This window comes from Paenibacillus sp. FSL H7-0756 (assembly GCF_038006765.1).
Lineage (GTDB): Bacteria > Bacillota > Bacilli > Paenibacillales > Paenibacillaceae > Paenibacillus_AQ.
The window spans coordinates 3,750,476-3,764,873 of sequence record NZ_JBBOVT010000001.1 but is presented as its reverse complement, the minus strand read 5'-3'; the positions used below and the strand labels follow the sequence as shown (position 1 = coordinate 3,764,873).

At 51.6% G+C, this 14,398-nt stretch carries 18 protein-coding genes; 3 read left to right on the top strand and 15 right to left on the bottom strand.

The features are described 5' to 3' along the window. Positions 1–175: 175 nt before the first annotated feature. Positions 176–343 carry a hypothetical protein gene (locus tag NST04_RS16480; RefSeq protein ID WP_341185125.1) on the bottom strand — a complete coding sequence of 56 codons (168 nt, stop codon included), beginning with the start codon at positions 341–343 and terminating at the stop codon, positions 176–178. A gap of 295 nt (positions 344–638) precedes the next feature. Between NST04_RS16480 and NST04_RS16475 the strand changes: the two genes are divergently transcribed. Both NST04_RS16475 and NST04_RS16470 read left to right on the top strand, forming a co-directional pair. Then, the gene (locus NST04_RS16475; RefSeq protein ID WP_341185124.1) at positions 639–1,022 is read left to right on the top strand and encodes a hypothetical protein; all 384 of its coding nucleotides are present in this window, start codon (positions 639–641) and stop codon (positions 1,020–1,022) included. Positions 1,023–1,096: 74 nt separating this feature from the next. After that, positions 1,097–1,627: a GNAT family N-acetyltransferase gene (locus tag NST04_RS16470; RefSeq protein WP_341185123.1), complete on the top strand. Its 531-nt coding sequence runs from the start codon at positions 1,097–1,099 to the stop codon at positions 1,625–1,627. A gap of 304 nt (positions 1,628–1,931) precedes the next feature. Here the strand turns inward: NST04_RS16470 and NST04_RS16465 are convergent, their stop codons facing one another. The 12 genes from NST04_RS16465 to NST04_RS16410 form a co-directional block, all read right to left on the bottom strand. Further along, positions 1,932–2,744: an ABC transporter permease gene (locus NST04_RS16465; RefSeq protein ID WP_341185122.1), complete on the bottom strand. Its 813-nt coding sequence runs from the start codon at positions 2,742–2,744 to the stop codon at positions 1,932–1,934. After that, positions 2,741–3,763, bottom strand: a complete 1,023-nt coding sequence (locus tag NST04_RS16460) for an ATP-binding cassette domain-containing protein (protein WP_341185121.1) — start codon at positions 3,761–3,763, stop codon at positions 2,741–2,743. The genes NST04_RS16465 and NST04_RS16460 overlap by 4 nt, the downstream gene beginning before the upstream one ends. A gap of 182 nt (positions 3,764–3,945) precedes the next feature. Further along, positions 3,946–4,491 carry a hypothetical protein gene (locus NST04_RS16455; protein ID WP_445667898.1) on the bottom strand — a complete coding sequence of 182 codons (546 nt, stop codon included), beginning with the start codon at positions 4,489–4,491 and terminating at the stop codon, positions 3,946–3,948. Between the two features lie 7 nt (positions 4,492–4,498). Then, positions 4,499–5,413: a phosphotransferase gene (locus NST04_RS16450; RefSeq protein ID WP_341185119.1), complete on the bottom strand. Its 915-nt coding sequence runs from the start codon at positions 5,411–5,413 to the stop codon at positions 4,499–4,501. A 16-nt stretch (positions 5,414–5,429) separates the two neighbouring features. After that, a complete protein-coding gene (locus tag NST04_RS16445; protein ID WP_341185118.1) occupies positions 5,430–6,077 on the bottom strand; it encodes a GNAT family N-acetyltransferase in 648 nt (215 codons plus the stop codon). A 113-nt stretch (positions 6,078–6,190) separates the two neighbouring features. After that, positions 6,191–6,811 carry a DUF2185 domain-containing protein gene (locus NST04_RS16440; RefSeq protein ID WP_341185117.1) on the bottom strand — a complete coding sequence of 207 codons (621 nt, stop codon included), beginning with the start codon at positions 6,809–6,811 and terminating at the stop codon, positions 6,191–6,193. A gap of 107 nt (positions 6,812–6,918) precedes the next feature. Further along, positions 6,919–7,800: an AraC family transcriptional regulator gene (locus NST04_RS16435; RefSeq protein WP_341185116.1), complete on the bottom strand. Its 882-nt coding sequence runs from the start codon at positions 7,798–7,800 to the stop codon at positions 6,919–6,921. 149 nt (positions 7,801–7,949) lie between these two features. Beyond that, on the bottom strand, positions 7,950–8,693 hold the full coding sequence (locus NST04_RS16430) for an N-acetylmuramoyl-L-alanine amidase family protein (RefSeq protein WP_341185115.1): 744 nt from the start codon (positions 8,691–8,693) through the stop codon (positions 7,950–7,952). Next, complete coding sequence (locus NST04_RS16425) at positions 8,690–9,058, bottom strand: DMT family transporter (protein ID WP_341185114.1); 369 nt, start codon at positions 9,056–9,058, stop codon at positions 8,690–8,692. Before NST04_RS16425 ends, NST04_RS16430 begins: the two co-directional genes overlap by 4 nt. A 2-nt stretch (positions 9,059–9,060) precedes the next feature. Beyond that, positions 9,061–9,384: a DMT family transporter gene (locus tag NST04_RS16420; protein ID WP_341185113.1), complete on the bottom strand. Its 324-nt coding sequence runs from the start codon at positions 9,382–9,384 to the stop codon at positions 9,061–9,063. Between the two features lie 16 nt (positions 9,385–9,400). Beyond that, positions 9,401–10,537 carry an SGNH/GDSL hydrolase family protein gene (locus tag NST04_RS16415; RefSeq protein ID WP_341185112.1) on the bottom strand — a complete coding sequence of 379 codons (1,137 nt, stop codon included), beginning with the start codon at positions 10,535–10,537 and terminating at the stop codon, positions 9,401–9,403. Further along, positions 10,534–10,788 carry a hypothetical protein gene (locus tag NST04_RS16410; RefSeq protein WP_341185111.1) on the bottom strand — a complete coding sequence of 85 codons (255 nt, stop codon included), beginning with the start codon at positions 10,786–10,788 and terminating at the stop codon, positions 10,534–10,536. Before NST04_RS16410 ends, NST04_RS16415 begins: the two co-directional genes overlap by 4 nt. A 181-nt stretch (positions 10,789–10,969) precedes the next feature. Here NST04_RS16410 and NST04_RS16405 point away from each other — a divergent pair, with 181 nt between their 5' ends. Further along, the gene (locus NST04_RS16405; protein ID WP_341185110.1) at positions 10,970–12,850 is read left to right on the top strand and encodes an LTA synthase family protein; all 1,881 of its coding nucleotides are present in this window, start codon (positions 10,970–10,972) and stop codon (positions 12,848–12,850) included. Between the two features lie 62 nt (positions 12,851–12,912). On the opposite strand, the gene NST04_RS16400 is transcribed toward NST04_RS16405, so the two are convergent. Further along, on the bottom strand, positions 12,913–13,788 hold the full coding sequence (locus NST04_RS16400; RefSeq protein WP_341185109.1) for an alpha/beta fold hydrolase: 876 nt from the start codon (positions 13,786–13,788) through the stop codon (positions 12,913–12,915). Positions 13,789–13,888: 100 nt separating this feature from the next. Then, the gene (locus tag NST04_RS16395) at positions 13,889–14,263 is read right to left on the bottom strand and encodes a MerR family transcriptional regulator (protein WP_341185108.1); all 375 of its coding nucleotides are present in this window, start codon (positions 14,261–14,263) and stop codon (positions 13,889–13,891) included. Positions 14,264–14,398 lie beyond the last annotated feature (135 nt).

Below are 14,398 nucleotides of genomic sequence, written 5' to 3'. Positions count from 1 at the left end.
ATTCTATATTCTCGTCATATTATAAAGGCTAACGCGCCACAACTCCAGAAGGTTTCTGAAAAAAGTGCCTTCATTTACTCTTTCTCCACATATCCAGGTAATTTGGAGGGAATTTGTAGCGCTCGGGTCCCTTTAGGTGTTTGCATTCGATAAGCTTAACTTGTGATGATGAGATTCACTGTTCATTCATATAGGGAAGCAATTGCAGCACAAGCATGTCTTGCAGCTGTAGCTCCCTGGAATCTGCCTGCGGATTCTGTAGCTGTGATGGCGGTTCTGCTGCGGTACTTGGAGCCGGTGCAAGCCCGTTGATGATTAGCGCGATAATTAGCAGTATGGTCATAACTTGAAGTTTTCTTTTCACCAGATTCTCCCCTTGGTCAATAGGTATAATATTAATATTAATTTGCCTAAAGGGGGAGGAAGTATGTGAGTTCATGTATTATATTAATTATAAGTGACAATGAACTACGGGAGAATCAGCCAAGTTAGCGGAGGTAAAAATGCTAGAACTTAAGGAAATAGGAATCAGTACCGTTAAATACGCACTCCTGAATTTGGTTCTGGTCATAGCAAACTTACTATTATATGCTTCAGGACCGGATGGAGGCGGGACCGGGGACCGGGAGGAAGGGCTAATGTTCTATCAGATGTACTTCATCTGCCTGCTTGCGGGATTTGTCCTCTATGGAGTATGGTCCGTTACAGCCGGCAGATATGAGAAAAAGACAAGAGGCCTAACTGCTATTCCTGTGTTATTATCCTCAGTTTGTATCACCAGTGTATTCATTTATGCTAACAGCAGGTATAAGAAGCTGTATGATGGCGAGTTTATGAATGACGCAGGGTCCAAGGTCTTGGCGCTCTACGCCGACACTTCCCTGTACCTGGTATACTTCCTTCTGCTGTTCGCTGTTTGCATCAGTGTGCTTGGAATTGTTAAGCGGAACAAATTATCTATACTGGGGTTGCTGCTGAATCTATCGCTGCTAGTGCTCATAACCCTGGTACAATTTGGATAAAACAATCCTCTCCATTCTCGTGTAAATCATGGCATGCTACGATGAAGCTATGATGATCCCAAGGAGTGTACAAAATGTATATGGAACAAGGAAACTTGGTCATACGGGATGCAACTATGGCCGATACAGAGCTGTTATGCAACTGGTGGAACGACGGAGAAGTCATGGCGCATGCCGGATTTCCTGAGGGCTTAGGAATCACTGAACAAGAGGTGTTAACCCGATTGCTGACCGGGACAGATTCTGAACGTAAAGGACGTCTGATTCTGGAAATCGATGGTGTTCCCGCTGGAGAAATGAGCTACAGTGCTGTTTCAGAACATGTGGCGGAGATGGGTATCAAAATCTGTGATTCTAGCCAACAAAACAAAGGGATAGGCACACGCTGTTTAGGAATGCTGATCCGCTATTTGTTTGAAGCACAGGGGTTTCACAAGATCATACTGGATACGAATCTTAAGAACACCAGAGCACAGCATGTGTATGAGAAACTAGGCTTCCGGAAAATAGCGGTGCGCAAGAATGCCTGGGCAGATCAGCATGGTGAATTACAGACTTTTATAGACTATGAGCTAACCTTAGCAGAATGGACTCAAAGTCCCTGACCGTGACTGTCCACAATGTGTTCAGCTTTTCGCATGAGCAAAATCATCCTAACGGATGAATAAGATTACCTTCGCGCGATCTGAATGTATGCTGTTTTTCACATACATTCAGGCCGTGTGCCTGCTTTTTAGCACAATGTATACTGTTTTCCACATACATTTGGTCCATATTCCACTGTAACAGCCAAATGTTTTCGGTTTCAGGCATACCCTCAGCCTTCAGTCATATTCAGCATCTTAGTTACAGCAAAAAAAACGCCAACCGATGCATTTCTGCATTCGTTGACGTCTTACTAAACGAGACTTATATCCGGCGCATATACGCACGCACGGTAATCGGAGCGAAGACCGCCACAATCACAGCGGCTCCGATCAGGGAGTAGAACAGATCACTGCCTACCGTTCCATGGTTGACCAGTTCACGGACAGCAGTGACCAGATGCGAGATCGGATTGTTATTCACGAACCACTGAAGCCATTTCGGCATCGTCTCAACCGGCACGAAGGCATTCGAGAGGAAGGTTAGCGGGAATAACACGATCATTGAAATCCCCTGTACACTGGAAGCCGTGCGGGCGATCACACCGAAAAAGGCAAAGATCCAGCTGATGGCCCAGGAGCAGCCGATGACCAGAACCGCTGCCAGGGCAACCCCGCCGATGCCGCCTTCCGGCCGCAAGCCCATGATGTAGCCCATGACGAAGGTGAGTACCGTAGCAATCGTGTAGCGTATAGTATCTGCTAACAGTGCTCCTGCGAGAGGGGCAATCCGGGCAATCGGCAGCGATTTGAAGCGGTCGAACACCCCTTTCTCCATGTCCTCCCGCAGCTGGACACCGGTGACGACAGAGGTCGTGATTACAGTCTGCACCAAGATTCCCGGAATGATTACCGGCAGATAACTTGCCACATCACCGGCAATCGCCCCGCCGAAGATATATGTGAACATCAAGGTGAATATAATCGGCTGAAACGTGACGTCAAACAATTGCTCCGGTGTACGCCGGATCTTGAGCAATCCTCTGTAGGCCATCGTTAAGGAATTACGTACCACTTGGCCGAAGCTGGTATGGTTTTTTAAATTACGGTCTACACCCGGCTTGATTAAAGTACTCATGCCATTACTCCCTCCTTCTTCTGTGCGCTATCCGGGACAAGTCCCGCATCTTCCTTGACGCCATGACCAGTTAAGGTCAGGAATACTTCATCCAGCGTCGGCTTCTGCACACTCATCTCAAGCAGCGGTATGCTGGCCTCGCGAAGGGCGATCAGCAGATCGGTTACCCGGTCCACGTTCCCCATCGGTGCGATAATTTTGGCTGCTTCTGCGGACAGGTTAGAGCGTACCTGAAGCACCTGCTCCACAATCTGCCGCGCCTTCAGCAACTGCTGCGGTTGGACCACCTTCAGGTGAAGCGAGGAGTTGCCAACCGAGCTCTTGAGTTCATCAACGGTTCCCTCTGCAACCACCTTACCGGTATCAATCACGGCAATCCGGTCCGCCAGTTGATCCGCTTCTTCAAGATATTGGGTCGTCAAGAGGACCGTTGATCCCGTATTCACCAGCCTGCGGATCGTCTCCCACATCTGATTGCGCGTCCGGGGATCAAGCCCTGTTGTCGGCTCATCCAGGAAGATAAGCGGCGGCTGCGCAATCAGACTGGCCGCCAGATCCAGCCGCCGGCGCATCCCTCCGGAGAAATTCTTCAGCGGGCGCTTCGCTGCTTCCGTCAAGCCGAATTCCTCCAGCAGGTCAGCGGCCTTGCTGCGCGACTCCGCACGTCCCAGACCATGCAGCCTGGAGAAGATCACCAGGTTCTCCGTTGCGCTAAGTGATTCATCCACCGATGCATATTGACCCGTCACTCCGATTAACTGACGCACGATCTGCGGTTCTTTTGCCACATCTTGTCCGAAGATACGCGCCGAACCTGCGTCAGGCCGCAGTAGGGTCGCCAGCATGCGAATGACAGTTGTCTTCCCGGCGCCATTGGGACCCAGCACCCCATAGATCATTCCTGTGCCTACCTTGAGATCCACACCATCCACGGCCCGGTTGCTCCCGTAGATTTTGACCAATCCCTGCGCTTCAATGGCGTAGCTTCCGCTCTGCCCTGCTGCTTGTGATTGCTTCATGTTTTATTCCTCCTTGATTGCTGAATCTATAAGGATAGTAACCGGCATATGTAAACTGAATTTAAACCTCCTTCTACTCTATCCGGTTGCTGTTTCCACTATCCCATTAAAGCAAAAATCCGATCCCTTGGGATCGGACTTGCGGAGTACGCTTGCAGGCGTACCTCTATATGCAGTTCTCCTTAGTCATAGCCGCCTTCAGCTTCGGGCAATGCCTGGTACTCTTCTTTACCGGCTACGATGTCCGCGATGAAGGTCCGCAGCTCCAGCAGCTGCTCTGCATCTTCGGTCAGCTCACAGTTCTCGCCGGACCAGGACCAATTCCGTGTGAATCCATTTACCGTGATCCTCCAGCTGTCTTCCTGGTAAGGGACTACCGCGCAGCTCTGCTTAAGGGGCACAAGCTCCAGCTTCCCCATGATACGGATGTCTCTCATCCGCTCATAGATGCTGCGCATTTCATCTTCGGTCAGCGTAATATCCGCTGTGGCTGTTCCGTTCATGATCAGATCTTTTACCACGGTATTGTGATACGTATTGATCTCATTCTTAGTGACCTCCCCATACCCGTACCGGACGAGAAAATCGAAATCCGCAGGCATCTCTTCAGGCATCTCTCCCAATAGCTCCGGCTGCTCAGGGTTAGGTTGAGTATCCTTATTCGTGTTACAGCCAGCTAGGAGCAGTACGGCTAGCAGTAAGTAATATATGGGCCTCAAGTTGGTCACCTCCACCCTAATCCGACAGTGCCCGCATGATGTTGGATTTCGCCTCTGCCGCAATCGCTTCATTCCCGTCATCGACCGCTTGCATGAAGATCAGCATGGGGATGTATACCGCCATCAGCCGCGCCAGCAGCTTCGTGTCCTCGTCCGCTCCTCCGTACGTTTCGAAAAACACGCCGCGGGCGTACGGTGGTAAAAAGCTATAAGCAACGCTCAAATCGCAAGCCGGATGGCCTACGCTCAGATCACCCCAATCAATGATGCCGGAGACGATCCCATTCTCATTCACAAGCATATTTTTGAAATGAAGATCGCCATGCAGCAGTACATTTACCTCCTCCACACGGTCCTGTTGCAGCCTGCTGATATACGCTTCGATCACACCCGACTCCGCCGGCGATAAGTGTTCAACCAACTTCGATAGAAAACCTTCCATTTTCACTTTGCGCGATGCGATGTCCGTCAGGCTTCGATGATCTTGCTGAACTCCGCACTTCAGCGCCGTCTCCACCGGAAACTCATGCAATCTCCGCAGAAATTTCGCCAGCGTCTCTGCCGATAACGCCCGGCGTTCGTCCGTCAACCCAATTGGGAAATCTCCTGGCACGTGGGCATAGCCAAGAAATGGCGCCGGGTATTCGTCACTTGCTTCCCCATAAAACAACGGTTTCGGATAAGGGATGGTCAAATAGGCCTCCAGCTTCGGCAGCAGCTTCCCTTCCATACGAATCGCGCCAACGGCAAACGTCCTTCTTGGAAACCGGAACACGTACTCCTCACCGATGAGAAAAACCGTATTGTCCCAGCCCCACCCTAGTCGCTTCACTTGCTTTGAGGACAGCTGCGGGAATTGTCTGCCGATCAGCGTACGCGCCTGCTCTTCGCTAACCTCCCACTCCGCATCCCATACATTCGTTCCTCCCATGAATTGTCTGCCTCCCTTATGTACTATAGTTGTAAGTGACTAAATATTTCGCAATGACTTCTTTACTCTCATGCCACCACAGAATAGGAACTTCGCCTACCTTCACCAGCCCTAACTTAGCGGCCAGATGATTGGAGCCAGTATTGCCGGTATCGCAATCCCAATACGTTGTCAGCTGCCGCTGACGGCCAAGCGCTATGAATTCTTGACACAATCTGAACGCCAACCCTTGATTCCGGTATTCCTTGTGCGTGATGATATCCGGTTCAATATAGCCGCCACCTACATAAAAAGTGTTACAAGCGCTTAAAAACCCGTTCTCGTTCAAATAACAATAACCAAAGGCCTTGTCCAGATACGTCTCAGCAGAAGTCCACAGTAACCGGTAACTATCGTCCATCTCCCGAATGTAGCGTTCAAACAATTGCTCATCGATTCTAGTTAAAACAAATTCTCCAGCGTCTTCCTGGATATCAGCAGGAGCTTTAGCGTTGCTGTTCATCTTATAATGTGTTCTACTGAGCTCTACTGTGTTGTCTTTCAACGGTTCTTTCAGCAGCGCAAGCCATTGATTGGAGGAGAAATACAAATCATAGAAATTCGCGTGATTGGCCGGATTAGCTAAGAAATCAAGCAGGCTTCGATTGAACTGTAATTCAATCATTCTAATCCTTCCTCTCAGCTAATTACCTGTTATGTATATCTGCCCTCCTGCCCTTTTCCGGAAAAAAAGCCGGGGCCACAGTCACCTGTGTCCGCCAGCCCAGTATATCATGCTTACCGCCAGTTCTTCACCTCTACCCAAGCGGCGTCCGGCCCGCTCCGTTCAAACGCTGTACCCACAGCTCCCTTAAAGGGCTCCAGCAGGCTCGGGTCCCGGTCAATCAGATCATATACATTCATGATGGCCGTATTCTTCGGGTCGCTCAGATAAGCGTTATCTTCTTCTCCGGTGAACATCCGCCAGCCGCTGTCTTCTTCACGGGTAGCGGCCTCCCGGTACATCCAGCGCACACTGCTGCCTGGGGTCAAGCATTGCCTGGTGACCATAGCCGCCTTCTCACCGGCTTCAACCCATGCAGGGTCCCCTTTTCGAAGGATCGTCTGCGCAATATGTCTTGGCTCGAAATCCACCGAATCTCCCACCCGCAACGACTGGATAACCCCGGGTACATTAGTCAAAAGGCCGGTGTACCGTCCGGTAACCGGATCTTGCCCGGTAATCTCCACCCACATCCGTTCAGCCCGCGGCTGCCCTTCGGCCGGGTTCGTCAGCATGAAATGCAGCCGCACCATTCTCCCCGTACCCTGTGACTCCCGCTCCTGTCTGGAGGGAACATAAAACGATTCCGGATGCAACCGGCTCGTCTCTTCCACATCTTCCAAAGTCCATTCCATGAAGTACGCCTCCTAGTCAGTTATGCTAGACAACCATTACCCGATTATTGGAGGCATTATTCATTCTGACAGGAAGACCCATCCGCTCCGGTTAAATACGTGCACCATTAAGGTCGCTTAACTTCCCGCACCGGAATCCATATTTCACTTTTAAAAGTTGGCGAGCCGGTATCCTTGCCTTCATTCCACAGAAGCTCCGGCCCCTCGACCTGCTCATAATTGGAAGAAGGGAACCATTCGGAGTAGATCCGGCCCCAGATATTCTGAAGTGTGTCCGGGAATGGCCCCACTGCTTCAAATACAGCCCACGTAGACGCAGGAACCTCAAGCTTGGCGTAGGATGGCGGAGCTTCCAGAGTGGTGGCAACACCAATATAATGATCCAGCTCCCCGCGTTCATCCATCCGTCCTTCCGAGAAATTCACCGATGCGCTGATCATTCCCGCCGGAATGATATTCGACAGCCCCTTCAGCTCATCGATCATCTCCATATTCAAACTCTGCCACATGGCGGCGATCTCCGGGTTCACTCCACTGAACTGGATAGCTACACGTTTCTTGAGTCCAACGATCCGAAAAGCCTCTTTCTCCTCAATGCGGTAATTCATTTCACTGCCTCCTCTGATAGTTAACTGAAAAGTCATTCGAGGAAAGGCCTTCAGGGGTGTCCCTGCCGTTCTTGCTTCTGAAGGCGTTACGCCGTGAAGCTGCTGAAAGGCTTTTGTGAATGCATCCGGCGAAGTGTATCCATACTCCAGGGCAACATCAATAATCCGGTGCTGGCTCCCCTGCAGCTTGAAGGCAGCCAGTGTAAGACGTCTGCGGCGGATATATTCGGAGAGCGGGATACCGGCCAGGAAGGAGAACATCCGTGTAAAATGATACTCCGAGCATAACGCGTAGCCCGCAGCCACTTTTACATCGATCTCGTCATCCAGGTGCTCTTCAATGTAGAAGAGTGCAGCATTCATATCTTCCAGCAGGTTCATCGTGTACCTCCCTTTCCTCCCCCTCAGATTAACAGCTGTGCCGGGGCAGCATCCGACAGTTCCTGCACCATATTAACGGCCTCCTGATCCGAGAATTAAAATCCGGTTCATAGGCTTCTCCTTGTGCATTTTGACATCGTAGTGATCCATCAATCCAGGCCCAGATACTCCCTAACGGCATCCACAACAGCGGAGGCCACGCTCTCCTGGAACCCGAAGGTCCACAACTTCGCCTCGTCGCCGGGATTCGTTAGATAACCCAGCTCCAGCAGCACCGACGGCATTACCGTATCGCGCAGGACGAAGAAATTCCCCTTCTTCACGCCGCGGTCTTTGAGTCCGGTAGCTTGAATGACATGCTTATGTATTGTCTCGGCCCAAGCCAAGGATTCTTCATGATAATAAAAGGTTTCTGTACCCGATGCCGATGCATCCTCATAGGTATTGCCATGAATGGAGATGAACAGGTCTGCGGGCAGGTTGTTGGCGAACTGGGGCCGGAACAGCTCTTGTGAGGAGATAAAAGCATCTCCGGTCCGGGTAAGCAGGATCTCAAGCTGCGGGTCCTGCTCCACATTGGCTGCGATTTTCTCTGACAGGCCCAGATTGAAATCCTTCTCCATACGTCCGCTGACAGAGACTGCCCCGGGATCTTCCCCGCCGTGCCCCGGATCTACGACAACCTTATAGACCTTGCCCAGGTAGGGCTGGCTGCTGCTCTGCGGCTGATCCGATCTGGCAGCAGGTGCAGGGAGAGCAGTCCCCTCAGCCGGACCCGCACTGAGACTGGTACCGTCAATGTTCCCGCCTGATCCGCTGTCTGCCCCATTACTGCATGCTGCCAGTAACAGCAAGGTGAGCCATGCGGCAGCTATCAGGTACATTTTCCTCATTCGGGTAACTCCTTCCCGCTCACTTCAGAGGTGCTCTCCCGTCCGGCCTTATCCGGTGAATTCAGCAGCACCAGCCCCCCGATGATAATCAGCAAACTGATGCCGGTGAGCAGATTGAACGGATCATTCCAGATGAGGATGCCGATCAGCGCCGTCAGTGCTGTCCCCACGCCAGACCAGATGGCATAAGCCAGGCTCAGAGGGATGGTGCGAAGACTAATCGATAAGCAGTAAAAAGCCAGGCCCATTCCAAGCACTACTCCGATCGACGGCAGCACACTGCTGAATCCATCGGAGAGCTTAAGCATAGTCGTACCGAAGATTTCCGAAATAATAGCGATGCTTAGCGTGAAATAACCTCTCATTTCTACACCCCCGTTGACAGCTTCAGCAGAACCACACCGCCGATGATGAGGATTAAGCCTGCTATTTTCCGCACATTCAGACGCTCCTTATAGACCAGCACGCCAACCAATGCGGTTAACGCCGTTCCAACGCCGGACCAGATGGCATAAGCTGTCCCGAGAGGGATCTCCTTCAGCGCCAGCGACAGATTGAAGAACGCCAGGCCCATACCGGCGGCCACCGCAATGGAGGGAAGCAGCTTTTTGAACCCGTTCGATGCCTTCAGCATAGAGCTGCCGAAGACCTCGCTCACAATGGCTAACGCTAATAACACATAAGCATTCAATGGTTTGCCTCCTAATTCATGACCCTGATAAAAGTCCCCGGATATAGCCGCTTAACTCCCCTGCTGTCTGCTGATGGGCAGGCAGCCCCGGATGGGTCCGCGCTCCTGCTGTCTCGCTGGTCGTATTCGGCAGCTGGAACACCGACACGTTCTTGTCGCCCGTTGACCTCATGTATCCATCCACCGCACGGTAGATCGACGGCATCAGGGAGAGGCCGAGCATCCCATACACCCAGAGAAGATGCGCTCCGGGGTTATAGCTTCTCAGCTTCGCCAGGAACCTCGTGACTGCGGCCTCGAAGGCGGCCAGATCCTCCTCATGATAGCTTCCGTCTTCATTCAGCCGCTGCTTATAGATGCGCCCGGTGTCCTCCTCCAGCCACTCCGGGGAGTTGAACGCGCCGTCATCATTGGTGCCCAGGTTGACTACCACCACATCCGGCTGCCAGGCAGCAAAATCATTCATCTTATGAGCCCCAAGCGCTTCATTACGGGGACCGGTCAGCAGACCACAGACCTGCTCGTAGATGTCAGGGATATTGCCCTTCGGATTATTATCCCAGCTGGAGAGCACGCCCCATCCGCTCTGTGAGATCACCCGGAATTCGGCCTGCACGGCCTCAGCAGTTAGCGCTGTATAGTTATGAACGCCGCTGAACCAGGCGGGAATCCAGTCCTCTTCACTTTTGGCACCAATGACACCCTCACCTGATGTGATACTGTCACCGATGAACTCCAGCCGGTACGGCTTCGCTTCAACAGGCAGGAAGCTGCCGTCTGTGCGGACCGCATGGAACTGGAGATAGGCGCCTGGGTCGCCGCTCATCGCCTGAACCTCTTTTACAATCCGGATATTCTTCACCCGCTCAGGGTTCATTCCTCTGAATATGCAGACCCATTGCCTTCCGGCATTCACCATCTGTCTGCTGACGGGAACGGAGTTGATCAATATACTGATCCAGGACTCGTGATGATCGTAACCAGACTCCACTTCAAGCCACAGCTCGGAGGCCCGGAGGTTCACCTCTATCGCACTGCCCGTCCAGAATAACGTCAGCGGGTTAAGCTCCCCGGTCGTTCTGCCGTGAATCTTCAGATGCTCTATCTCTGTCAAAGGTTGTACCTGTAACTGCAAATGAGAATTGCTGCTCATTCTAATCCCTCCTGTTTGCTGGCAATCGAGAAGCTGCGGACCTTCATCCACTTCCCGCCTACCCATTCGTCAACGGTGCCCTTCCGCGTTCTGACACAAAATTTATGCGAGGTGCCGCGGTCAAAGCCCGTTGCTTCATATAACAGGTCCTCGCCCTGCTGTCCCTTGAAGTACACCTGCTTCAGGCCGAGTCTGTTCAATAGCTCCTGCTTCACACTGTCTGTATATTGGCGCGAGAATTCTTTTGTCATCATTGTTCCTCCTGCTTCGTTTATCAACGGTTCAACTTCCCGGATGCTTCTTAGAGAATAACGTATATGCGGCGAACTTTCACCTTTATTTTTCACTAAACTGCCCTTAAATACCGGTTGATTTTGAACTCGGCCCTGTAATAGAATTAATGGATTATATAGAAAAGGATGCGCATACGCAATGCCTTATAAGGAATCACGTTCGCTTCGAAAAAGGTCGATTCTGTTCTTCTCGCTGATCATGCTCGTGAAGAGTTATTTCGCCTGGTATTACTTATTCGAGGACGGCCCGACCTGGACCACCTGGCTGAAGGAAATCCCGTTCGTGCTGCTGCTGTTCTGCCTCATCGAATGGTTCGCCACGAAGCACAAGGTCGCCATCTATCTGCTCGTCAATCTGCTCATTACCATACTGTTCTTCTCTCTCATCGTCTATCATAATCATTTTGGAATGATTGCTACGTCCCAAGTTTTCGGTCAGGTCAAGCAGGTAGGCGCCGTCAAAAAAAGTATATTCGCCGTCGTGCATCCGCAATATATGCTTATCTTCGTAGATATCATTATCATCAGCCTGATCATGCTCAGACGCAAAAAAGCGCTCGCCTGGAAGCATTCCATGTCCCGCCCCAGCAACCGCAAGGCGGTGGCTATCCTGTTCTGCATCTCGCTTATGCTGTGTATGATGAATATCTTTCCCAACAAAGCCAGTATGAATGAGAACGTCAAGGCAGAGCAAATGGGCATTCTCAATTATGAAGCCTACGCCCTGCTGCGTGAACCCGCTGAAGAGCCTATGGACCCTGCGCAGATCTCCCAGGCCGGCATCGATATGACGAAGGGCATCCAGCAGAAGGCTGATCCAGTCCAGTTCGGGGCTGCCAAAGGCAAGAATCTGATCATCCTGCAGATGGAGTCGCTCCAGAATTTCCTGATCAACCTGTCGGTGGACGGAACCGAAATCACGCCTAACCTGAATAAGCTTGCCGGCGAGAGCTACTATTTCCCCCGGTTCTTTCAGCAGGTAGGCCAGGGCAATACTTCAGATGCCGAATTCATCGTCAACACTTCCTTTTATGTGCCGCCGGACGGTCCGGCCACAGATAAGTATGCTCCGAAGGAGCTCCCGAGTCTGCCGAAGCTGCTGGAGGCACAAGGCTACGATACCGCGACTTTCCATACCAATAATGTGGAATTCTGGAACCGCGGGGAGCTGTACAAGGCACTGGGCTTCAATCAATATTACGACAAAACCTACTTCGGCGAAGAGGATGCAGTCTTCTATGGCTCCTCGGATGAAGTCCTGTACAGCAAGACCTCTGCCGAGCTTGCGCGGATGGATCAGCGTGAACAGCCCTTCTATGCCCATGTCATCTCGATGTCGTCGCATAATCCGTTCTCGATCCCGGAGAGCAAATACAAGATGACCTTGCCGGAACGTTACGAGGGAACGCTGGTCGGCGACTATATCCGGGCTGAGAACTATGCGGATTATGCGCTGGGTCAGTTCATAGAAGAGCTTAAAAGCAGCGGTGTGTGGGATAACAGCGTGGTGGTCCTTTACGGCGATCACCGGGGGCTCCCGATCTTCTCACTGAAGGATGGGGATAAAGTCCTGCTGCAGGAAATTCTGGAGCATGATTATAATGAGCGTGATCTGATTAATGTTCCGCTCATCATCTCAGCTACTGGTGTTACGACCCCGGCACTGAAGGAGCAATTAGGCGGCCAGGTAGACATTCTGCCGACCGTTGCAAATCTGCTCGGGGTCCCGCTGGACTATCATATCCACTTCGGACAGGATTTGCTTAATCAGACAGCATACAACCTGCTGCCGCAGCGCTATTATCTCCCTACGGGCTCCTTCGTTAATAATGAAGAGCTGTTTCTGTCAGGCAGCGGGTTCGAGGACGGCCAGCATTACACCCTGTCCGGTAACGGAACAGATCTGACTCAATCGACGGAGGATGAATTCACCCGGGCGCTGGAGCTGCTCCGCATGTCCGACAGCTATGTGACGCAATTGACTGACCGCCCGGTGGAAGATGAGCCTGTGAGCGAGTAACGGCAAGAAGCCCGGTTTGGGGGATCTCCCTTAACCGGGCTTCTTTTGTGTATAGCTAGGGGTTAGCGCTGCTTGCCGAGGAAATTCCGCACAGCCTCACCCGCCTGAAGCGGAAGCTGCATCCAGACATACGCATGAAGCGAATCCGGGATCAGCGCAATTTCATAGCTGTCCAGCAGCGCTGTGAAGGCATTCAGACTGCTGCGGACCCGTTCATCGTTCCATTCCGCCTCACTGGGCAGGAACAGCACCGGGCACTGTATTTTCTGATAATAGTGTTCAAAAGTCAGCTCCCAATACTTCTCTATGTATTCGATTCTGATACAGTTCGGATAACAATAGATATACTTACCGTCTGGATGCTGCTCCAGGCTATGCGTATAGAACGCACAGAAATATTCATTCCACAGGCCCTCCGCAGTCAGCTCATCCCTCTGCTGGGCTACATATGATTCAACGCTGTCATAGCACGGTTCCTTACATTCCTCCAGTTCTGCCCGGAGCTGCACTTTCCTCTGCTCCACCTCTTCCGCCGTGCCGTCAAATAGACCATATGCGCCGAATTCGTTATTCAGCGCACCTTCGCACACCAGGGACGCTACAAGCTCGGGATGGGATGCCGCCAGACTGACCGCTACCTGTGCCCCCATCGAGCTTCCTGCTACGTGGCACTTGTCCACCTGCAAATGCCTTAGTAACTGATACATATCCTCTGCCATCTCGTCAATGTGATAGCCAGTCTCCGGCTTGTCCGACCGGCCGTGTCCCCGGAGATCCGGTGCAAGGATGCTGTAATCCTGTTCCAGTTGCGGGAGAACTCCATCCCACATATGCAGGTTTCCGCCGCTGAAATGAAGCAACAGGAGGACAGGCTTGTCTTTTAAAGAATACTTAGCGTTAATGCTTATCTCCCCAAGCAGGATACGTTCCTCGACCATTTCGATTGCTCCTTTGATACCAACACACACTTTCGTTGCGCCTTATTCTGAGTTACATTCACTTGTCGATCAGTTAGAGATTACTCTAACTGTCCAGCCCCTAAATCTCCCGCAGCAAGTCCATATTATGGGTCTCGTACATGGCCACCTTCAGATCAATAATGTTCAGACTTTTCTTCAGTTCCTCCATCTGCCGCAGCACTTCCTTCCGGTGTGCAATCATCATCCCGCGACGCGTTTCCCGGGTGCTGTCGCCTTCCATCACCAGTTCAATATACCTTTTGATCTCTTTAATAGGCATACCGCTGTTTTTCAGGCAGCAGATGACTTTAACCAGAAGCAGATCCCCCTCCGAGAAGCTCCGGTTCCCCGCCTCATTGCGTCCGACAAACGGCATCAGCCCTTCCTTATCATAAAAGCGGAGTGTATGCGCCGTTACCTCACAAATCGCCGCTACCTCATTGATACTGTACATCAGCTCTCACCTCACCCTGGGTTTTCAAAGACGGCTTGACTTCGATAAATCTCTAAGTATTAGCATGGAGTATAACAAACGGCGGGTCAACTATGTATTGAAGCACCTGGCGGAAAACCAAAGGAGAGAACATAA